This is a genomic window from Ralstonia mannitolilytica (assembly GCF_905397375.1).
Lineage (GTDB): Bacteria > Pseudomonadota > Gammaproteobacteria > Burkholderiales > Burkholderiaceae > Ralstonia > Ralstonia mannitolilytica.
Genome location: NZ_CAJPVG010000003.1, coordinates 205,314 through 225,006 on the forward strand (window position 1 = coordinate 205,314; position 19,693 = coordinate 225,006).

Consider the following 19,693-nt stretch of genomic DNA (forward strand, 5'->3'; position numbering starts at 1 on the left):
GAGCCCCACCATGACCCAAGCCCCCGCGCTCGTCCCCTTCCAGTTGCTGCCGCATCTGCTGCCCCCCGTGCCTATCGACGCAGAAACGTTCGTCAACATCCGCCGCCAGATCCACGCGCAGCCGGAGCTCGGCTTCGACGTGGGTGCCACGGGCACGCTGGTGGCCGATCTGCTCAAGCGTTGGGGCTATGAAGTGCACACCGGCATCGGCAAGAGCGGCGTAGTCGGCCAGTTGAAGCTGGGCAACGGCAAGCGCCGGCTCGGCATTCGCGCCGACATGGACGCCCTGCCCATCGTCGAGGCCACCGGCCTGCCCTACGCCAGCCGCAACCACGGCAAGATGCACGCGTGCGGCCACGACGGCCACACCGCCATCCTCCTTGCCGCGGCCAAGGCGCTGGCCGACAGCCGCGACTTTGACGGCACGCTCAACCTGATCTTCCAGCCCGATGAGGAAAACCTCTGCGGCGCGCGCGCCATGATCGAGGACGGCCTCTTCGAGCGCTTTCCGTGCGACGCCGTCTTTGCCCTGCACAACATGCCCGGCGTGCCGGCCGGCAGCTTCCGCGTGCTGCCGGGCCCGGTGAGCCTGTCTTCCGACGTGGCCGACGTCACCATCAAGGGCATGGGCGGACACGGCGCCATGCCGCACCGCGCGCGCGACCCGATCGCCGCATCCGCCGCCATCATCACGGCGCTGCAGACGGTGGTGGCACGCAACGTGGCGCCGGACGACACGGCGGTCGTCTCGGTCGGGTTCATTCGCGGGGGCGCCACGCACAACGTGATTCCCGAATCGGTGACGATTGGCATCAACGTGCGCGCCGCGCGGCCGGAAACACGCGCGCTGGTGGAGCAGCGCATCCGCGAGATCGTCAGCCTGACCGCGCAGGCGCATGGCGTCGAGGCCCACATCGACTACCGGCACCTGACGCCGCCGATGGTCAACACCGAGGCCGAGACGCAGCTCATGCAGCAGGTCTGCACCGAGCTGGTGGGTGCCGAGAACGTCGTCACGCAGGCGCCCAAGGGGCTCAACGGCAGCGAAGACTTTGCGTGGATGCTCAACGAGGTGCCTGGCTGCTACCTGATCCTCGGCAATGGCGAGGGGGAGTTCGGCGGCTGCATGGTCCATAACCCCGGCTACGACTTCAACGACCAGGTATTGCCGCTGGGCGCCGCGTGCTGGGTGCGCCTGGCGCAAACTTACCTGAGCGCCTGAACGCGGATGCCGGGCATGCAAGCGAACCGTCCTACGGCTGCCGCCGCCGACACTGCGCACGAGATCGTGCAATGGAGCGCGATCGAGCTGTCACGGCGCATCCACACGCGCGATGTGTCGTGCGTGGAAGTCATGCAAGCCTTTCTCGCGCAGATCGATCGCCTCAATCCGACGGTCAATGCCGTGGTGGCGCGCATCGATGCCGAATCGGCCCTCGACCAGGCGCGGGAGCGCGATGTGCTGCTGTCGCGGGGGCTGTCCGGCGGCTGGATGCACGGCTTTCCGCAGGCGCCGAAGGACCTGGCGGCCACCGCGGGCATCGCAACGACGATGGGCAGCCTCGCCATGGCGCGCCACGTGCCGGCGCACGACAGCATCGTCGTCGAGCGCATCCGCCGCCGGGGCACGGTGCTGATCGGCAAGACCAACACGCCGGAATTCGGCCTCGGGTCGCACACGTACAACCGCGTGTATGGCATCACGCGCAATGCCTGGAACGCCGGGCGTTCGGCCGGCGGCAGCAGCGGCGGCACGGCTGTCGCGCTGGCGCTGCACATGCTGCCGGTGGCCGATGGCAGCGACATGATGGGCTCTCTGCGCAACCCGGCGGCCTGGAACAACGTCTACGGCCTGCGCCCCAGCCTCGGGCGCGTGCCCTACGGCCCCACCGGCGACGTCTTCTTCCAGCAGCTCGGCACCGAAGGGCCGATGGCGCGCAATCCGCAGGATCTCGCCTGGGTGCTTGCCACGCAGGCCGGTTACGACCCGCGCGCCCCGCTATCGTTGAGCGACGATCCGTCATGCTTCACGCAGCCGCTGCACCGTGATTTCCGGCAGGCGCGCATCGGCTGGCTTGGCGACTTCGGCGGCTACCTCGCCGTGGAGCCGGAGGTCCTGGCCGTCAACGAGAACGCGCTCGACACCTTCCTTGACCTCGGCTGCCACGTCGAACCCGTGCAGCCCTTCTTCCCGATGGATGCGCTGTGGGACTGCTGGTGCACGCTGCGCTCGCACATCGTCTCGGGCAACCTCGGGCCGCTGTACGCCAACGCGGCGACGCGCGATCTGCTCAAGCCCGAAGCCATCTGGGAAATCGAGCAGGGCCAGCGGCGCAGCGTGGCCGACCTTCACCGCGCCACCGCCACGCGGTCGAGCTCGTACCAGGCGCTGCTCGCCCAGTTTGCCAACTACGACTTCCTGGTGCTGCCGTGCAGCCAGATCGCGCCATGCGCCGCAGAAACGCATTGGCCCACGACGGTGGCCGGCCGGGCGATGGACTCGTATCACCGTTGGATGGAAGTGGCGATCGGCGCCACGCTGGCAGGCGTGCCGGCCGCGAGCCTGCCGTCGGGCTTCACCGCCGACGGCTTGCCGCTGGGCCTGCAGGTGATGGCCCCGCCGCGCTCGGAGTTCGGCCTGCTGCAACTCGCGGCGGCATGGCACGATGCCTTTGCGCCGGCGCACCGCTGTTCACCGCTGTTGGGCTGAACGACTCGGCTGCCTGAAGATTGCCGATGACGGCGGCCAGCAAGCGCGCCGCCTCGACGCCGGTCGCCACGCGGTGGTCGAGCGTCAGGCGCAACGGCAGCACACGGTGGATGGCCGGCGCGCCGCTGGCCGCCACGACTGTTCGTGAATGCGCCGGGCACCCAGGATCGCCACGGTGGGCGGCACGACAATCGGTGCCGCGTACTTGCCAGCGACCATGCCGCAGTTCGACAGCGTGATCGTGTTGCCGCGCAACTTTTCAGGCGGGATCCTGCGGGCCTTGTTGCCGGCGCGCATGTGCTCGAAGCCCGCGCGCAGGTCTGGGGCATCGCGATGGGCGACGTCGCGCAGCACAGGCACGAACAGGCCGTCCGGCAGGTCCACCGCAATGCCCACGTCGATCTTGGCCATGACGTGACGGCGCCCCGCATTGCCATCGAACCAGCCATTGAGCCCGGGCTCCGCGCGGCAGCCGGCGACGAGCGCGCGAATCAGCCGGATCTTCACATCGGTACCGGGCGACCAGGGGGGCTGTCGGCGTCCTCGATGACGGTGGCGGCGGCGGCTTCGTTCTGCGCGCGTGCCATGTTCTGCGATGGCCCCGCGTTCAGGTTTTGCGATGCGGCGAATCGCCGCGCGATGCGCGCAGCCAATCCCACACGCTGCGCACCGCGGCCTCCTCCAGGCGTGCAGCGGGCGCGATCGCCCAGAACGCATAGCGGCGGAGGACGGGCGCCTCGAACGGCTGCACGAGCGCGCCCGAGTCCAACGCATCGCGCACCAGCGGCAGGTTCGCCAGGATCACGCCCTGCCCTGCCAGCGCCGCAGAGATGGCGTGCCCGTCGTCGGAGAGCACGATGCCCGCGTCGGTCTTCAGCGCGCCTTCGATGCCGGCCGCACGGGCCCACATCGGCCAGCCGATCGGTTGCGGCAGGGTGCGCTGCCATTCGGAGTGGATGAGCGGCACGCGCGCGAGATCGGCATGCGAACGGATGTTCAAACCCGGATGGCAGACGGGCGCGTAGGCGTCGTCAAACAGGTGCTCGGCGACGAGCGCGCCACCGAGGACGGGCGTATCGCCATATCGCACGGCCAGGTCGGCGCTGCCGCCATGCAGGTCGACCACCGTGTCGGACGCGTGGATGCGCAAGTCGACCTGCGGATGCCGCGTGGCGAATTCCCCCAGCCGGGGCACCAGGCAGCGTGCGGCCAGCCCCAGCGGCGCCGTGAGCGTTACGCGCTGGCGCAGCGGCTGTGCCTCGGGCGTGCGGATGGCGTCGATGGCCTGCGCAAACGCGTCGAAGCCTGTATTGAGCACCGGATACAGCCGCTCGCCGGCCTCCGACAGCCGCAGCGCACGCACCTGCCTCTCGAACAGCGCCACGCCCAGCGCATCTTCGAGCCGCCGGATCTGGTGGCTGATGGCCGTGGGCGTGACCGACAGCTCGTCGGCCGCACGCTTCATGCTGAGGTGGCGCGCCGTGGCTTCAAACGCCCGCAGCGCGCTCAGGGGTGGCAGTTTTCGCATGCGCGGGATTGTGTCATGGGCGCATTTCCCGCGTGGGCGGCATGGATGAATCCATGTCAGCCATCGCGCGTAAAACATGTCGTTTGTCGCAGTGCAGCGCGGTTCGTAGAGTGGGCACACCTCCACTCATCAACGATTCAACATGACTCGTCTGCTACATCTCGATTCCAGCGCCCGGCCGGGCAGCTCCGAGACTTCGCGCCATGGCTCGCACACGCGCCGGCTCTCCGCGCGCTTCGTGCAGCGCTGGCTCGAGCATGAGCCCGACGCGCAGGTCGTCTATCGCGACATCGGGGCCGAACCGCCAGCCCCCGTGGATGGCCGCTGGGTCCATGCCGCGTTCACGCCGCCCGCGCAGCGCGAACCGTGGATGCACGACCGGCTTGCGCAAAGCGATGCACTGATCGACGAATTGCTGGCCGCCGACGTGATCGTGGCCGGCGTGCCGATGTACAACTTCGGCATGCCCGCGCAATTCAAGGCGTACATCGACAACATCGTGCGCGTGGGCCGCACATTCGGTTTCGACCGCAGCCGCCCCGGCGAGCCCTATTGGCCGCTGCTGGCCGGCATGAAAAAGCGCCTCGTCATCCTCAGCGCGCGCGGCGATTTCGGCTACGGCCCCGGCCAGCGCATCGCCCACATGAACCACGTGGAAGGCGGCGTCGCCACGGCGTTCGGCTACATCGGCATCACTGATGTGGCGTCCGTCGCCGTCGAATATGACGAGTTTGCCGACGAGCGGTTACGCGCGTCCATCGCATCGGCGGAAAACGACGTCGATGCACTGGTCGCGCGGATGGCCGCTGCCGTGGAAGCGGCTTAGTCGATCAGCCGCCCGTCCGGCTCGAAGAACGGATGCGGGCCATCGAATTGCCCCACGTAGGCGAGGTGGCTCACCAGGCCCTGCCTCGGCACCCACGCGTGCACCTTGTAGGCGGGCGGTTCCATGACGAAGCCGGGCGCCGCGTCCGGGTCGAGGTCCAGCGCCACCTGGTGCGCCGGCGACGGGCAAGTCGATGCCACTGTGCCTGCAAAGCGCACGTCGATCGAACGGTGCAGGTGACCGCAGAGGATGCGCTCGACGTTGCCGGCGGCACGCACGATCTGCGCGAAAGCCGGGATGTCTTCTGCGGCGAGCGATTGCACGTCCATGTGGCCGATGCCCGTGGCAAACGGCGGGTGATGCATCGCGATGACGGTCGGGCGCTGCGTTTCATGCGCCAGTGCCTCGGCCAGCCAATCCAGGCGCTGCACGCCCAGGCGGCCGCCCGGATGGCCGGTGTCGAGCGTGTCGATCGCGATCAGGCGAACGTCGCCAATGTCGGTCCAGTACTGGAAGGCGTGCGTGTCTTGCGCATCAGCCGGAATGGGCGCGAGCCAATCGGCAAAGGCTTCGCGCGCGGCGTCACGGCCATCGTGGTTGCCGAGCACCGGCAGCATGCGGATACCAGCCGCATCGAGCGGTGCCAGCACCGCGCGCAGGTGCGCATATTCCTCGGGCGCGCCGGCGTCGACCAGATCGCCGGTCAGGACGATGGCGTCCGGTTTCTCCGGCTGCGCCAGGATATGCGCCACGCAGCGCGCCAGATACGCCGCCGAATCCACGCGCCGATAAGCCAGTCGCCCCGGGCGCTTGATATGAAGGTCGGTCAGTTGCAGGAAGTGCATCGGCATCAGGCTTGCAAGGTCAGGAGGCGGTCTGCCGGGATATCGAAGCCGACCGCATGGCCGGGCGCAAAGTGCTGGCGGCCGGGCACATCGATAAAGAGCGGCGTGGCGGAGACGCCCGCCACGCGCACGCGGGTGCGGAAGCCCAGAAACACCGCCGATTCGACCGTGCCCTTGAGCGCCGCCTGGGCCGGGTCGGCCAGCACGGCATCTTCGGGGCGGAAGAAGATCGCATTGCCGTCGCCGTCCGGCACGGGTACGCGACCGCCCGCGCAGACGAATGCGCCATTCTCGCGCGTGCCGTCAAGCCGGTTCATGATGCCGATGAAGTCCGCCACGTGCCGGTTGGCCGGCTGGAAGTAGATTTCACGCGGCGTGCCGATCTGCGCGATGCGGCCGGCTTCCATGACGACGATGCGATCGGCCAGCGCCATCGCTTCTTCCTGATCGTGCGTCACGTAAATCGTCGTGATGCCGAGACCGCGCAGCAGGCGGTCCATCTCGGCGCGCACGGATTCACGCAGCTTGGCGTCGAGCGCCGTGAGCGGTTCGTCGAGCAGCAGCACGCGCGGTTCGGGCGCCAGCGCGCGCGCCAGGGCCACGCGTTGGCGCTGCCCCCCGGAAAGCTGCGCCACACCGCGATCCGCATACGGCGTCAGGTGCATCATCTCCAGCAGCGTGTTTGCCCGGGCGCTGATCTGCGTGTCGGACAAACCGTTCTGCCGGCGCTGGATGCGCAGGCCGTATTCCACATTGCCGCGCACGCTCAGGTTGGGGAACAGCGCGTAGTTCTGGAACACCATGCCGACGCGGCGGCGCTCGATCGGGCGTGCGGTGACGTCTTCATCGCCAAAGTGCACGGTGCCGCCGGCATCCGGCGCCTCCAGCCCCGCGACGATGCGCAGCGTGGTGGTCTTGCCGCAGCCCGAGGGGCCGAGCAGCACGACGGTCTCGCCGGCGGCGATGTCGAGGTCCATCGACTCCAGCACGCGCTGGTCGCCGAAGTGTTTGCCGCAGCCACGCAGCCGGATCGGCACGGGCGCGAGATGTAGAGGTTCGGTACTCATCGGGAAGCCTTTCCGTTATTCACCCGCAGGCCGCCAAAGCGCTGCATCAGCACCAGCAGCGGCACGATCATGACGAAGAAGATCAGTGTGTAGGCGCTGGCGATTTCCAGGCGCATCGACGCATAGGTATCGGCCAGGCCGACCGGCAGGGTCTTGGTTTCGGGCGTGTGCAGCATCCAGGTGAGGTTGAACTCGCCCACCGAGAGCGTCACCACCGTCAGCGCGCCGGCCAGGATGCCGGGCTGCACGTTGGGCAGCACAATCGTGCGAAAACGCTGCCAGAACGACGCGCCCAGGCTGGCGGCGCCCTCTTCCAGCGTCTTCAGGTTCTGGCCTGCCGCCACGGCTGCGACCGAGCGCACCATGAACGGCAGCGTGAATACCACATGCCCGACGACGATGAACCAGAGGCTCTCGCGAAAGCCGCCAAAGCCGCCGTAGGCCACGATCAAGCCCAGCGCCGTCGCCAGGCCCGGCAGCGCCACGGGCAGCGTCAGGAATTCTTCGATCAGGCGGCTTGCACGGCTCTGACGCCGCGCCAGTACATAGCCCGCCGGCACGCCGGCCGCGAGCACGATCACCAGCGTGCACAGCGCCACCAGCAGCGACATCCAGATCGACGCGTGATACATGTCCCACACCTGGGCGACCCAATCCAGCGTCCAGCCGCTCTTGAAACCGCGGATGTAGTTGCGCGTCAGGCCCACGGCCATCGACAGCACAACCGGCACGATCAGGAACAGGCACAGCAGCAGCGTGATACCCCACTGGGCAATAGACAAAGCGCGCTTCATGCTGCCGCCCCCGTCGGGCTACCGCTCGCAGTACGCGCAATCGCCAGCACCAGCCACGTCACCACGCCCAGCACTACCGACAGCGCCGCTGCCATCGCAATGCCGGCGTTGAGCGTGAACTCGGTATAGATCGTCATCGGCAAGACGTCGATATCGGTGGCGAGGGTGAAGGCGGTGCCGAATGCGCCCATCGACGTGGCAAAGCAGATCGCGCCCGAGGCGATCAGCGCTGGCGCCAGCCCCGGCACCAGCACATCGCGCGTCACCTGCCACGACGATGCGCCCAGCGAGCGCGCCGCCTCTTCCAGTGAACGATCGAGCTTTTCCGCCGCCGCCATCACCGTCAGCACCACGCGCGGGATCGAGAAATACAGGTAGCCCAGAAACAGCCCGCCGATGGAATAGGCGAAGACCCATTTCTCGCCGACGAGCTTGTGCGTGACGTCGCCCACCAGGCCCTGGCGCCCGGCCAGCAGGATCACCATGAAGCCGACCACCACCCCGGGAAACGCCAGCGGAAACGTCAGCATGGCGGTAATCATCCGCTTGCCCGGCACGTTGTGCCGCACGAGGAACAGCCCGGCGATGGTCGAGAGGATGAGCGTCGCCAGCGTGACTGCCGCCGACAGCACCACCGTCGAAAACAGGCTGCCCAGATAGCGCGACGTGGTGAGCGCCGCTGTGTAGGTGGCAATCACGCCTTCGCTGCCGCTCACACGCAGCAACGCCGCCATCGGCAGCAGCCAGAACGCGCAGAACAGCGCGACGGCCGGTGCCAGCAACGCCACCCGCCACCGAGCGGGCAACACCGCATCGTCGGGCAAGGTGGATCGGGTGACGGTGCTCATGCTCAGCGGACCTCGTTCAGGTAGCGCGTGCCAAACGCCTGCTGGCCGGCTGCCATCTTGTTGAAGTCGACCGTCTTGGCGCGGGCGTATTCGCTGGCCGGGAGGAAGCGCGAGGCGGCCTCCTTGCTCATGGCATTGGCGCGCACGGGGCGCAGGTAGGCGTTGGCCCACAGCGTCTGGCCTTCGTCGGACAGCACGAAATCCAGCACCTTCTTGGCGTTGTCGGCGTGCGGTGCACCGGCGGTCAGGCTCATCACGTACGGCACGGCAATGGTGCCTTCCTGCGGAATCACGAATTCCACATTCGCGTGGTCTTTGTACTTGGCGCGGTAGGCGTTGAAGTCGTAGTCGAGCAGGATCGGGATCTCACCGGCCACGACGCGCGCGTAGGCGGTTTGCTTTGGCACGATCGGCGCGTTCTTCTTCAACTGCTTGAACCATTCGACGGCGGGGCTGAAGTCGTCAAGCGTGCCGCCCAGGGCCTGGTTGACCGCCACGGCGCCCACGTAGCCGACGAAGGCGCTGCTCGGGTCCAGGTAGCCGACCATGCCCTTGTATTCGGGCTTGAGCAGGTCTTTCCAGGAGCGCGGCACGGGCTTGCCTTCCAGCGCGTCCTTGTTGACGAAAAAGCCCAGCGTGCCGGAGTGGATCGAGAAGAACGCACCGTCCGGGTCCTTCATGCCGGCCGGAATGTCTTCCCAATGCTTGGGCTTGTAGTTGGCGACCAAGCCCTTTTCCTTGGCCTGATACGCAGACGTGATGCCCAGGTAGGCCACGTCAGCCACGGGGTGCGACTTCTCGGCCAGCATCTGCGCGATGGCCTGGCCGGAGTTCTTGTTGTCGAACGGCACGGTAATGCCGGTCTTGTCCTTGATGGCCTTGATCTGGCTGGCCCAGTCGGCCCATTCGGGCGGGCAGTTGTAGCAGATGGCGACTTGCTGGCCGGCCGGCTGTGCCTGCACTGGCGCAGCCACGGCGAATGCGCCGGCAGCTACGAGGCCGCACACGCGCAGCCATTGAACGAGACGTTTCATCGAGACGCTCCTTGCGTATCAGACGTGAGGGAAGAAACAACGGAGAGAGACGCTTCCGCCGGCGCACGGGCCAGCGTGCCGCCCGCCAGCAGGCGGTGCGGCAACGTAATCGAGGGCACCACCTCGCCGGCGATGCGGCGGCCCAGCGCCGTGGCCGCGTCGGCGCCGATCCGGCGGTGCGGCTGCGCCACGGTGGCCAGCGTCGGCGAAAGCCACTGCCCCATCGCCAAGCCATCAAAGCCGACCACGCTCACGTCTTCAGGCACGCGCAGGCCCATCTCGCGCAGCGAGCGGATGGTGAGCAAGGCAAGGCGGTCGTTGCTGCAGAAAATGGCGGTCGGGCGTGGCGGCGCCAGCAGGCGGGCCAGCTCGGCCGGCAGCATGGCATCGGCGTTGAAATCAATTTCGACGGGCGGCTGCGGTGCAATGCCGGCTGCTTCCAGCGCTTCGCGGTAGCCGTCGTGGCGCAGGGCCGCACGGTCCGACGCCGCCAGCGTGCCCGTCAGCATGCGGATCTGGCGGTGGCCCTGTGAGAGGAGCGCGCGAATGGCGTCGCGTGCGGCGGCGCGGTTGTCGACGGTCACGCAGCAGCGGGCGGGAATGCGCGCCTGGCCGACCGTGTCGTTGTAGACCAGCACGTAGGGCACGCCTTCTGCGTCGAGGCGATCGAGGTGCGCGTTGGCGGCGGCATCGGCCACCGTCAGGATCAGGCCATCGACGCGCTGCTCGAGCATGGTTTCGATGGCGCGCGCTTCGCGTTCGCGGTCGTATGCGGTCGTCATCAGCATGACGCGCTGACCCGTGACGGAGGCGGCCTCCTCGATGCCCTGCATGCATTCGGCAAACACCGGGTTGGCGAGCGACGGCAACACCACGCCCAGCAGGCCCGTGCGCTCGGCGCGCAACTGCCGGCCCAGGGCATTGGGGCGGTATTGCAGCGCATCCATGGCGGCCTGCACACGCGCGAGCGTCGCGGCGCTCACCCGTTCCGGCGAATTGACCGCGCGCGATACGGTGGCAATCGAAATGCCGGCATGCGTTGCCACGTCCTTGATGCTGCTTCCCACGGTGTTGTCCTGCCGGTGTAAACGTTTACATCCTAGGTGCCAGGCATGACCTTTTCATGACAACCGATGCTGCGCTGCGGTGGCCGCCGCAATGAAGCATCGCCGTTGTTGCGCATGGCAAAGTTGCAAAGCTCGCATATGCTTCTTACGAATTCGGGCGGGCTCCCTACACCAGCAGGCGCGTCGCGGCATGGTCCGTTTGCTGCTGTGTCGTGCTCGCCGCCTGCCTTGGAGACACCATGCGTGTATCGCCCGTATTCGACGTACCCGCCCACGCCCTGCCCGAATTGCTGCAGTACTACGGCGTAGTCCGGGCGCAATCGCTTGCGCTGGCTGCGCCGCTGTCCGACGCCGATGCCACCGTCCAGTCGATGGACGATGCCAGCCCAGCCAAATGGCACCTCGCCCATACCACGTGGTTTTTCGAGGAGTTCGTGCTCGGCCCCAACGTGCCCGGCTACCGGTCACCCGATCCGCGCTATCGCTACCTGTTCAACTCGTACTATGAGACGGTGGGCGCGCGGCACCCGCGTCCGCGTCGGGGCATGCTGACGCGCCCGACGCTCGACGAAGTGCGGGGCTATCGCGCGCATGTCGATGCGGCCATGCAGCGGCTGCTGGCCGGAGGGGTCTCCGCCGACGTGGGCCGGCTCGTCACGCTGGGCCTGCATCATGAGCAGCAGCATCAGGAGCTGTTGCTGACGGACGTACTTCACCTCTTCGCGCAGAACCCGCTGTGCCCCGCCTATGCCGATACGCCGGTGCCGCGCGTCCATGCGGCGCCGGTGCAGCCCGGCTGGGTCGCGTTCCAGGGCGGAGCCGTGCAGATCGGCAAGACGGACACGGGCGCGGGGTTCATGTTCGATTGCGAGGGCCCGCGCCACACGGTGTGGCTGGAGCCCTACGCGCTCGCCACGCACCCCGTCACCAACCGGGAGTGGCTTGCCTTCATGCAGGACGGCGGATATCGCCAGCCCACGTTGTGGCTGTCCGACGGCTGGGCGTGGGTGCAGCGTGAGGGCATCGAGGCGCCGCTCTACTGGCGCGCCGGCCGCGACGAAGCCGAAGGCTGGCAGCAGATGTCATTGCACGGCCTGCAGCCGGTCGATCTGGACGCGCCCGTCACGCACATCAGCTTCTACGAGGCGGACGCCTACGCCCGCTGGGCCGGCGCACGCCTGCCGACCGAAGCGGAATGGGAGCATGCAGCCGAAGGCCTGCCGGTGCAGGGCAACTTTGCCGGGCCAGGCGCTTCATCGGCGCCATTGAGGCCGCTGCCCGACCACGGCATCACCGAGGCGGGCAGCCTGCGCCAGATGTTCGGCGACGTATGGGAATGGACGGCGAGCCCCTACGGCCCCTACCCCGGCTTCGAGCCCGCCGAAGGCGCCGTGGGCGAATACAACGGCAAGTTCATGTGCAGCCAGATGGTGCTGCGCGGCGGGTCTTGCGCGTCGCCCGAGGGGCATCTGCGGGCGACGTATCGCAACTTCTTCTATCCGCACCAGCGGTGGCAGTTCACCGGGGTGCGGCTCGCGCGGCGGGCGTAGCCGGCGTATCGGGCAACCGGCAGGCGCCTAGCGGTTGCTGTCGAACAGCATGTTGGTCGGGGTGCCGATCGTCTCCTGGCTGCCGGGCGCGGCCGCGGCCGGTTTGGCTGCCGGCATCGGCGCGGGCACGTCTGGCACGGCCGATCTGGCAGGCTGAGCGACGGCCGCCGGTGTTGCCGGTGCCGGCGCATGCGGGGGTTTGCCGGCCTGCTCGGCGAGCTTGCGGCGGCGCGATTCGAGCCCCGCGGCAATCTCGTCCTGGTGATACCGCCGGGCAAAGTCGATCACGTCCATCTTCTGCTGGTTGCGCAGCTCCATGTCGGCGCCTTCGTCCAGCAGCAGCTTGACCGTCGTGATGTGGCCGTTCATGGCCGCCATCATCAGCGGCGTCGTGCCGTTGGGGCTTTCCGCGTCAATGTAGGCAGCGTGCTCGATCAGGTATTTGACGATGTCGTCGTGCCCGTTGGTGGCGGCGTAGTGCAGCGCCGTCCAGCCGGTCTTGTTGACCTCGACGTCGTACGTTTCCACCATCAGCTTCACCAGCGGCAGCAGACCCTGGTAGGCCGCCATCATCAGGGCATTCTCGCCGGCGGCGTTCGTGCGCTCGAAGTCGATGTGCTTGGCGCGGATCAGCGCCTCGGCCACTTCGACGTTCCTGTCCTTGAGCGCATCCACGAGCAGCGGCGTGCCGTCGCGCGTGGTCAGATTCGGGTCCACGCCCTGCGCGACATACTTCTGCACCAGCACCGGCCGGTTGTACTCCACCGCAGTGCGCAGGTCGTCCTGCGGCGTGGCGTATGCGGCGCCCGACAGCGCCATCGCCAAGCCGGCGGCCAGTGTGATTTTTCGCATGTTGTGCTTCACGTGATACCGCAACTTATCGCGGTATTTTGTTGAATAGATTGAAGAAATTCTCGGTGGTGGCACTAGCGATGCGCTCCAGCGGCTCGCCGCGCAGCGTGGCCAGGAACTCACCGACGTGCCGCACGTAGGCCGGCTCGTTGGTCTTGCCGCGGAACGGCACCGGCGCCAGGTACGGCGAATCGGTCTCGATCAGCATGCGGTCCAGCGGCACCTTCCGGGCGGTTTCCTGCAGATCCACCGCATTCTTGAATGTGACGATGCCCGAGAACGAGATGTAGAAGCCCAGGTCCAGCGCTGCCTTGGCCACGTCCCAGCTTTCGGTGAAGCAATGCATGACGCCGCGCGCGGCCTCGGCGCCCTCTTCACGCATGATGGCCAGCGTGTCGTCAGCGGCGGAACGCGTATGGATCACCAGCGGTTTGCCCGTCTGCCTGGCAGCGCGGATGTGCGTGCGGAACCGATCGCGCTGCCACTCCATGTCGGCCACGGTGCGATCGCCCAGCCGGTAGTAGTCGAGCCCCGTCTCGCCGATGCCGACCACGCGCGGGTGATCGGCCAGGGCGAGCAGGCGCTCCAGCGTGGGCTCTTCGATGCGGGTGCCTTCTTCGACGTCCGCTTCGGCATCGGGATGCACGCCCACGGTCGCGTACACGTTCGGCTCCTGCTCGGCGATCTCGAGCACGCTCGGGAAATCTTCCAGCGTGACGGAGATGCACAGCGCGTGCGTGACGCGGTTCTCGCGCATGCGCGTCAGCAGTTCCGGCAAGCGAGCGCGCAGGTCGGGGAAGTTGATATGGCAGTGGGAGTCGACAAACATCGAATAATCAGCGTGTTACGGCACAAAGTCGATGCGCCGTCTCAGAAGAAGGTCAGAGGGTTTGGGTCGGGCGCTGCGAGCCAAGCTGCTTGCCGAGCAGCTCTTCGATCACGCGCCGCAGGTTACGGCACGGCTCGTCCTCGCCGAAATGCACCCCGATGCCCGGCGTCTTGTTGGGCGTGCCCACGGGCGTGATCCAGGCCACCCGGCCGGCCACCTGGTATTTCTGCGGACGGTCAAGCAGCGATAGCACGAGAAAGACCTCTTCCCCGATGCGGTACGGGCGCTGCGTCGGCACAAAGATGCCGCCGTTCTTCAGGAACGGCATATAGGCCGCGTGCAGGCCGGCTTCGTCCTTGATGGCCAGCGAGACGATGCCCGGGCGGCTGGGCGCCCCCGTGGCGGTGCCTGGCGTCTGCATGCCGGGCGTGATGGGAGTGGCAGGCGTGCGAAGAGGTGCAGTGCTCACAGGGATTCCAGAGGTTCAGGTTCAGGCAGCGGGAAACAGCTGCCGGTAATCCAGCAAAAGACTCTCGATGACGAGCCGCGCCGCCAGTGGATGCTGCTCGGTGCGGCGGCGCTCCGGCAGCGTACGCGCAAAACGCTCCAGGCGCTCCAGCGGGATCGCCCGTGCGCAGCGCTGCAGCGCTTCACGCTCGGCCGGGAAGTACCGCGGGCGCCCCGCCAGCCTCGCCGCCATCAGGTCAAAGACCCAACGGTGCATGGTACTGAGAACGGCAGGGACCGACAATTTCTGCAGGTGGTCCGCCGTGGCCAGCGCATCGAGCTTTGCACCGTGGCCCAGCTGTTCCAGCAGGAATTGCAGCAACGGCCGGTCCTCCGACTCCGCAGCGGCCAGCGCGGCCAGCGGTGCGTTGCCGAATTCCGCCAGCAGATTCTGCGCGTGCGGCACGCCCTGCTGCTCCAGCCACTGGCGCGCTGCCTCGGGCTGCGGCGGCTGCAGCGGAAACTGCCGGCAGCGCGACAGGATGGTCGGCAGGATGCGGTCGATGCGATCCGTTACCAGCAGGAAGACGGTGTTCTGCGGCGGCTCTTCCAGCGTCTTGAGCAGCGCATTGGCACCTTCGGTCTGCAGCGCGTCGAGCGGGTACAGCACCACCACGCGCAACCCCGCGCGGTGCGTGCCGACGCCCACCGCATCGATCAGGTTGCGCACCTGTTCCATGCGGATGATCTTGCTGGGCGCCTTTTTCTTGCCGTCGGCGTCTTTCTCCGTCTCGGGCGCGTCTTCCATGGCCTCCGGGCGTACGAGGTGGAAGTCCGGATGATTGCCCTGGGCGAACCAGTTGCAGGCGGCGCAGGTGCCGCACGGCTGCCCGTCCGCGGCCGGCGTGTCGCACAGCAGGCCTTGCGCGACATGCATGGCGAAATCGCGCTTGCCGGTGCCGGCCTGGCCATTGAGCAGGATGGCGTGCGGCAGTTTGGCCCGCATCGCCTGCAGGCGGGCCCAGTCAGCGGATTGCCAGGGATAAAGCATCATGAATCAATAAGTTACGTCAGATTGTTGATGCGGATTCGCGCCATGAAACCATTGTTTCGGTATCGGAAATTGCGTGCAAAATCAAAGTGTTGCAAGCAGATTCTCCAGGTCTTTCTGGATATCACTGCGGTCGCGGTTGGCGTCCAGCACGACAAAGCGGCCCGGCTCGGCCGCAGCACGGCGCAGGTACTCGGCCCGCGTCCGCAGGAAGAACTGGGCGGACTCAGCCTCGAACTTGTCAGGTGTGCGGGCATCGGCCAGGCGGGCTGCCGCAATCTCCGGGGCCAGGTCGAAGAGGATGGTCCTGGTCGGCTGCAGACCTTGCTGCACCCACTGCTCCAGCGCTTCGAGGCGCTCGATGGCCAGGCCCCTGCCCCCGCCCTGGTAGGCGAAGGTGGCATCGGTGAAGCGGTCGGAGATGACCCAGTCCCCGGCGTCGAGTGCGGGCTGGATGACCTCGGCGATGTGCTCGCGACGGCTGGCAAACATCAGCAGGGCCTCGGTTTCGAGGTGCATGCGTTCGTGCAGCAGCACTTCGCGCAGGCGTTCGCCCAGCGGCGTGCCGCCCGGCTCCCGCGTGACGACCACCTTCTTGCCCTGCGGCGCCAGCCTAGCCTGCAGTTGCTGCGCGAACCAGGCGATGTGTGTGCTCTTGCCCGCACCGTCGATGCCTTCGAATGTGATGAACTTGCCGCTCATGGTTGGCCGCGCTGGTATTTGTTGACGGCCCGGTTGTGGTCCGTCAGGTTGGTCGAAAACTGGCTGCTGCCGTCGCCGCGCGCCACGAAGTACAGCGCGTCCGACGGTGCCGGGTTCAGCGCCGCCTGCAGCGACGCCATGCCCGGCAGCGCGATCGGCGTGGGCGGCAGGCCCGTGCGGGTGTAGGTGTTGTACGGCGTGTCCGTCTGCAGGTCGCGCTTGCGCAAATTGCCGTCAAAGCCGGGGCCGATGCCGTAGATGACCGTCGGGTCGGTCTGCAGGAGCATGTTCTTGCGCAGGCGGTTGACGAACACGGCGGCAATCATCGGGCGCTCGAGCTTTTGGCCCGTCTCCTTTTCGATGATGGACGCCATGGTCAGCGCTTCGTACGGCGTCTTGTACGGCAGGTCGAGGGCGCGCTTGGCCCAGGCGTCGTTCAGGCGCTTCTGCATCGCCTGGTAGGCGTGGCGGTACAGCTCCACATCACTGCTGCCCCGCGCGAAGAGATACGTATCGGGAAAGAACAGCCCTTCCGGGTTCGCCTCGGGCGCGCCGATCTTGCGCATCAGGTCCGCGTCCGACAGGCCGGCAGTGTCGTGCTTGAGCGCGGGCTCGGCATCCACCACCGCCCGCATCTGGCGCATGTTCCACCCTTCGATGATGGTGACCACGTAATGGGAGACCTCGCCGCGCGCCATCTTGTCGAGGATCGACATCGGCGTGGCGCCCGTTTCCAGGGCGTAGCCCCCTGCTTTCAGGCTCTTGGCATTGCCGGTGGCACGTGCCAGCAGCGTGAACAGCTGCGGCTGCACGCCCACGCCGGCATTGGCCAGTTGCCTGCTGACCGAGGCCACGCTCGAGTTCGGCTTGATCACCACTTCCAGCGGCGAGGCCGTCAGGCTCACCGGTTGCTGGGCCCACCACACCACGCCGCCTGCCGCCGCGAGCGCAAGCAGGATCGTCAGCAGGATCAGGCGCTTGAAGAAAGAGAACATCGTGTTTGGATCTGCCGCGCGCAAGCCGCCAGCACCGGCGATATGCGCACGCTTGAAATGGATGGACAGGACGCAAACTGTCGCTGGAGCGTGTCATGCACCTGGCTTGCGAAATCCATCAAAAAGCCGTACGGCTGCGTTGCGGCTCGCCACACCCGGCGTTGCCCTGCGACTGTTTGATGCGCTTCGCACGCCTGTCCAGTTGCACAACGCGCGCCAAGACAGCCCAATATAATACCGGGTCACACTCAGGCAGCCCGCACACCATGAATGATGTCTTTCACGATTTCGTCGATACGCTGAGCTTTCCACCGCTCGACGTGCAGTTCGATGCCGCCGCGCGCGGCAGCGTGCTGTGTGCACCGACCGACCTCGCCCGCATCGCCGTCGAAGGTGCCGATGCTGCCGAGTTCCTGCACAACCAGCTGACCAACGCGGTGACGGGCCTCGGCCTGAACCAGGCGCGCCTGGCCGGCTACTGCTCGCCCAAGGGTCGGCTGCTCGCCACGCTGCTGATGTGGCGCCAGGCCGAGACGATCGTGCTGCAGACCGACAAGCGCGTCGCGCCGCCGCTGACCAAACGCCTGTCGATGTTCGTGCTGCGCGCCAAGGCCAAGCTGCGTCCGATGGACGAATTCATCGCCATCGGCGTCGCCGGGCCCGATGCGGCCGATGCGCTGCGCGAAGCCGGCGCCGTGCTCCCCGAGCCCGACGCGGTGTACTCCGTGGCGCAGCAACCGGCAACGGTCGGCCAGCAGGTCGGCGCCGTCATCCGCCTGCCCGACGCCGAGGGCCGCCCGCGCTACCAGTGGATGGTGCACGCCGAGCACTTCCAGCATGCCTGGAATACCCTGTCGTCGCGCCTGTCGCTGATCGGCACGGAAGTCTGGGACTGGCTCAGCCTGCAGGCAGGTGTGCCGCACATCACGCTGCCCACGCAGGAGCAGTTCGTGCCGCAGATGGTGAACCTCGAACTCGTGGGCGGGGTCGACTTCCGCAAGGGGTGCTACCCCGGCCAGGAGGTCGTGGCCCGCAGCCAGTATCGCGGCACGCTGAAGCGGCGGATGCACCGGGCACATGTCAACGCCCCGACCTCCGCCGGCGCCGAGGTCTACAGCGAGGCAGACCCGAACCAGCCGTGCGGCATGGTGGTCAACGCCGCCATGGCGCCGGACGGCGGCACGGACCTGCTGGTCGAGCTGAAGCTGGACGCGGTGGATTCCGTCATCCACCTGGCCACGGCAGATGGCCCTGTGCTGACCCTGCAAAGCCTGCCGTACACCATCCCCACGCCCGAAAACGCCTGACGGCACCGAGCAATCATGGCCGACCATCTGTTCGTCTACTTCCGCGTCGCCGAGCGTGACGCCCAGGCCGCCCTGCCGCGCTGGCAGGCCTGGCTCGACACCGTGGAAGAGGCGACCGGCGTGGCCGGCACGTTGATGCGCCGTCCCGAAGTGCGCGACGGCGTCGTCACATGGATGGAGTGCTACCACGACATCCCACCCGCCTTTGCCGCCACCTTAGCCGGCCTGTGGGAGACCGGCGGCCCGCGCGACATGATCGCCGGTGAGCGCCACGCCGAGCTGTTTGTCGATCTGGAAAACGGCTGACGGCGCTGCGCCGCAATCGACATCGCAAAAATTCGGCAGGCTGCTATGCTTGGCCGAAGCCCGCGCAACACAGGTCGTCACATGGATCGACCGCGTGGCGTTTTCAAAGGAAGCTGTTATGTGTTTGATTCTCACGGCCTGGCACGCCCACCCCGCCTACGCGCTGGTGGTGGCCGCCAACCGGGACGAATTCTATGACCGCCCCGCCGCGCCGCTGGCGTGGTGGAGCGATGCGCCGAACGTGCTCGGCGGGCGCGATCTGGCACAGGTCGTCGGCCACGCAGGCACGTGGATGGGCATGACGCGCGACGGCCGCTTTGCCGCGCTGACCAACTACCGCGCACCCTCCGAGCGCCGCCCGGATGCGCGATCGCGTGGCGAACTGGTCGCCGATTTCCTGACAGCGGACGACGTGTCCATCCCGGCCTATCTCGACAACCTCACGGCCCGCAACCGCGCCTACAACGGCTACAACCTGCTGACCGCCACCCGCGATGAACTCTGGTGGACGAGCAACCGCGCCGAGGCGCCGCGCAAACTGTCGCCGGGCCTCTATGGGCTGTCGAACGCGCTGCTCGATACACCTTGGTTCAAGGTGCGGCACCGCATGGCCGCCTTTGCCGAAGCGCTGGCCGCCGATACGGGCCGGCATGGCAATGCGGTGGATGTCGGCCGGTATCTGGCGCTCTTGTCGGAAACCCGCGAAGCCCCGGCCAGCGCGCTGCCCTCCACGGGCGTGGCGCCGGAATGGGAAAAGCTGCTCTCCGCCGCGTTCATCCGCTCGCCGCGCTACGGCACGCGCGCCAGCACCGTGGTGCGCATTCGTCACGACGGCTGCTTCGACGTGACGGAGCGCCGCTTTGACGCTCAAGGCCAGATTGGCGAGACGCGCTATCTCGGCGTGCTCGACACAGTCACCCACGCCGACACCTGAC

Annotated in this window: 20 protein-coding genes and 1 pseudogene; 7 read left to right on the forward strand and 14 right to left on the reverse strand. The window is 67.4% G+C overall.

Annotation, left to right across the window (positions count from 1 at the left end):
• Positions 1-10 precede the first annotated feature (10 nt).
• Positions 11-1,222, forward strand: a complete 1,212-nt coding sequence (locus KHN96_RS09040; RefSeq protein ID WP_062739207.1) for a M20 aminoacylase family protein — start codon at positions 11-13, stop codon at positions 1,220-1,222.
• A 15-nt stretch (positions 1,223-1,237) separates the two neighbouring features.
• On the forward strand, positions 1,238-2,710 hold the full coding sequence (locus KHN96_RS09045) for an amidase (protein ID WP_115044404.1): 1,473 nt from the start codon (positions 1,238-1,240) through the stop codon (positions 2,708-2,710).
• Between the two features lie 7 nt (positions 2,711-2,717).
• Here the strand turns inward: KHN96_RS09045 and KHN96_RS09050 are convergent.
• Together KHN96_RS09050 and KHN96_RS09055 are read right to left on the reverse strand one after the other, a co-directional pair.
• A pseudogene (locus tag KHN96_RS09050) lies at positions 2,718-3,306 on the reverse strand (2-oxo acid dehydrogenase subunit E2); the annotation flags it as partial.
• A gap of 11 nt (positions 3,307-3,317) precedes the next feature.
• Positions 3,318-4,238 (reverse strand): LysR substrate-binding domain-containing protein, encoded by a 921-nt coding sequence (locus KHN96_RS09055; protein WP_104610196.1) that lies wholly within the window; start codon positions 4,236-4,238, stop codon positions 3,318-3,320.
• 142 nt (positions 4,239-4,380) lie between these two features.
• Between KHN96_RS09055 and KHN96_RS09060 the strand changes: the two genes are divergently transcribed.
• Positions 4,381-5,064 carry an FMN-dependent NADH-azoreductase gene (locus KHN96_RS09060; RefSeq protein ID WP_062739206.1) on the forward strand — a complete coding sequence of 228 codons (684 nt, stop codon included), beginning with the start codon at positions 4,381-4,383 and terminating at the stop codon, positions 5,062-5,064.
• On the opposite strand, the gene KHN96_RS09065 is transcribed toward KHN96_RS09060, so the two are convergent.
• From KHN96_RS09065 to KHN96_RS09090, 6 genes are read right to left on the reverse strand one after another with little or no spacing between them, the layout of a single operon-like run.
• Positions 5,061-5,909, reverse strand: a complete 849-nt coding sequence (locus KHN96_RS09065) for a phosphodiesterase (RefSeq protein WP_062739217.1) — start codon at positions 5,907-5,909, stop codon at positions 5,061-5,063. The two genes, KHN96_RS09060 and KHN96_RS09065, sit on opposite strands and share 4 nt — an antisense overlap.
• A 5-nt stretch (positions 5,910-5,914) precedes the next feature.
• Complete coding sequence (locus tag KHN96_RS09070) at positions 5,915-6,976, reverse strand: ABC transporter ATP-binding protein (protein WP_062739205.1); 1,062 nt, start codon at positions 6,974-6,976, stop codon at positions 5,915-5,917.
• Positions 6,973-7,770 (reverse strand): ABC transporter permease, encoded by a 798-nt coding sequence (locus KHN96_RS09075; protein ID WP_045786827.1) that lies wholly within the window; start codon positions 7,768-7,770, stop codon positions 6,973-6,975. Before KHN96_RS09075 ends, KHN96_RS09070 begins: the two co-directional genes overlap by 4 nt.
• Complete coding sequence (locus KHN96_RS09080) at positions 7,767-8,618, reverse strand: ABC transporter permease (RefSeq protein WP_062739204.1); 852 nt, start codon at positions 8,616-8,618, stop codon at positions 7,767-7,769. Before KHN96_RS09080 ends, KHN96_RS09075 begins: the two co-directional genes overlap by 4 nt.
• Positions 8,619-8,620: 2 nt before the next feature.
• Positions 8,621-9,652, reverse strand: coding sequence for an ABC transporter substrate-binding protein (locus KHN96_RS09085; RefSeq protein ID WP_062739203.1), 1,032 nt, complete (start codon positions 9,650-9,652; stop codon positions 8,621-8,623).
• Positions 9,649-10,719, reverse strand: a complete 1,071-nt coding sequence (locus tag KHN96_RS09090) for a LacI family DNA-binding transcriptional regulator (protein WP_062739202.1) — start codon at positions 10,717-10,719, stop codon at positions 9,649-9,651. The genes KHN96_RS09085 and KHN96_RS09090 overlap by 4 nt, the downstream gene beginning before the upstream one ends.
• A gap of 239 nt (positions 10,720-10,958) precedes the next feature.
• Between KHN96_RS09090 and egtB the strand changes: the two genes are divergently transcribed.
• A complete protein-coding gene (gene egtB, locus KHN96_RS09095; protein WP_062739201.1) occupies positions 10,959-12,269 on the forward strand; it encodes an ergothioneine biosynthesis protein EgtB in 1,311 nt (436 codons plus the stop codon).
• A 27-nt stretch (positions 12,270-12,296) separates the two neighbouring features.
• On the opposite strand, the gene KHN96_RS09100 is transcribed toward egtB, so the two are convergent.
• The 6 genes from KHN96_RS09100 to mltG all read right to left on the reverse strand — a co-directional run bounded on the left by KHN96_RS09100 (position 12,297) and on the right by mltG (position 17,145).
• Positions 12,297-13,121 carry an ankyrin repeat domain-containing protein gene (locus tag KHN96_RS09100; protein WP_045787857.1) on the reverse strand — a complete coding sequence of 275 codons (825 nt, stop codon included), beginning with the start codon at positions 13,119-13,121 and terminating at the stop codon, positions 12,297-12,299.
• 25 nt (positions 13,122-13,146) lie between these two features.
• Entirely contained in the window at positions 13,147-13,950 is an 804-nt protein-coding gene (locus KHN96_RS09105; protein ID WP_062739200.1) for a TatD family hydrolase, read from the reverse strand.
• Positions 13,951-14,002: 52 nt separating this feature from the next.
• Entirely contained in the window at positions 14,003-14,371 is a 369-nt protein-coding gene (locus tag KHN96_RS09110) for a PilZ domain-containing protein (RefSeq protein WP_180964251.1), read from the reverse strand.
• A 69-nt stretch (positions 14,372-14,440) separates the two neighbouring features.
• Positions 14,441-15,451: a DNA polymerase III subunit delta' gene (locus KHN96_RS09115; protein WP_062739199.1), complete on the reverse strand. Its 1,011-nt coding sequence runs from the start codon at positions 15,449-15,451 to the stop codon at positions 14,441-14,443.
• An 81-nt stretch (positions 15,452-15,532) separates the two neighbouring features.
• Positions 15,533-16,150, reverse strand: coding sequence for a dTMP kinase (gene tmk, locus KHN96_RS09120; RefSeq protein ID WP_045786819.1), 618 nt, complete (start codon positions 16,148-16,150; stop codon positions 15,533-15,535).
• A complete protein-coding gene (gene mltG / locus KHN96_RS09125; protein ID WP_062739198.1) occupies positions 16,147-17,145 on the reverse strand; it encodes an endolytic transglycosylase MltG in 999 nt (332 codons plus the stop codon). Before mltG ends, tmk begins: the two co-directional genes overlap by 4 nt.
• A gap of 266 nt (positions 17,146-17,411) precedes the next feature.
• Between mltG and ygfZ the strand changes: the two genes are divergently transcribed.
• The 3 genes from ygfZ (at position 17,412) to KHN96_RS09140 (ending at position 19,692) form a co-directional block, all read left to right on the forward strand.
• Positions 17,412-18,452 carry a CAF17-like 4Fe-4S cluster assembly/insertion protein YgfZ gene (gene ygfZ / locus KHN96_RS09130; protein WP_062739197.1) on the forward strand — a complete coding sequence of 347 codons (1,041 nt, stop codon included), beginning with the start codon at positions 17,412-17,414 and terminating at the stop codon, positions 18,450-18,452.
• 15 nt (positions 18,453-18,467) lie between these two features.
• Complete coding sequence (locus KHN96_RS09135) at positions 18,468-18,758, forward strand: DUF4936 family protein (RefSeq protein ID WP_045786816.1); 291 nt, start codon at positions 18,468-18,470, stop codon at positions 18,756-18,758.
• Positions 18,759-18,876: 118 nt separating this feature from the next.
• Positions 18,877-19,692, forward strand: coding sequence for an NRDE family protein (locus KHN96_RS09140; RefSeq protein ID WP_045786815.1), 816 nt, complete (start codon positions 18,877-18,879; stop codon positions 19,690-19,692).
• Position 19,693 lies beyond the last annotated feature (1 nt).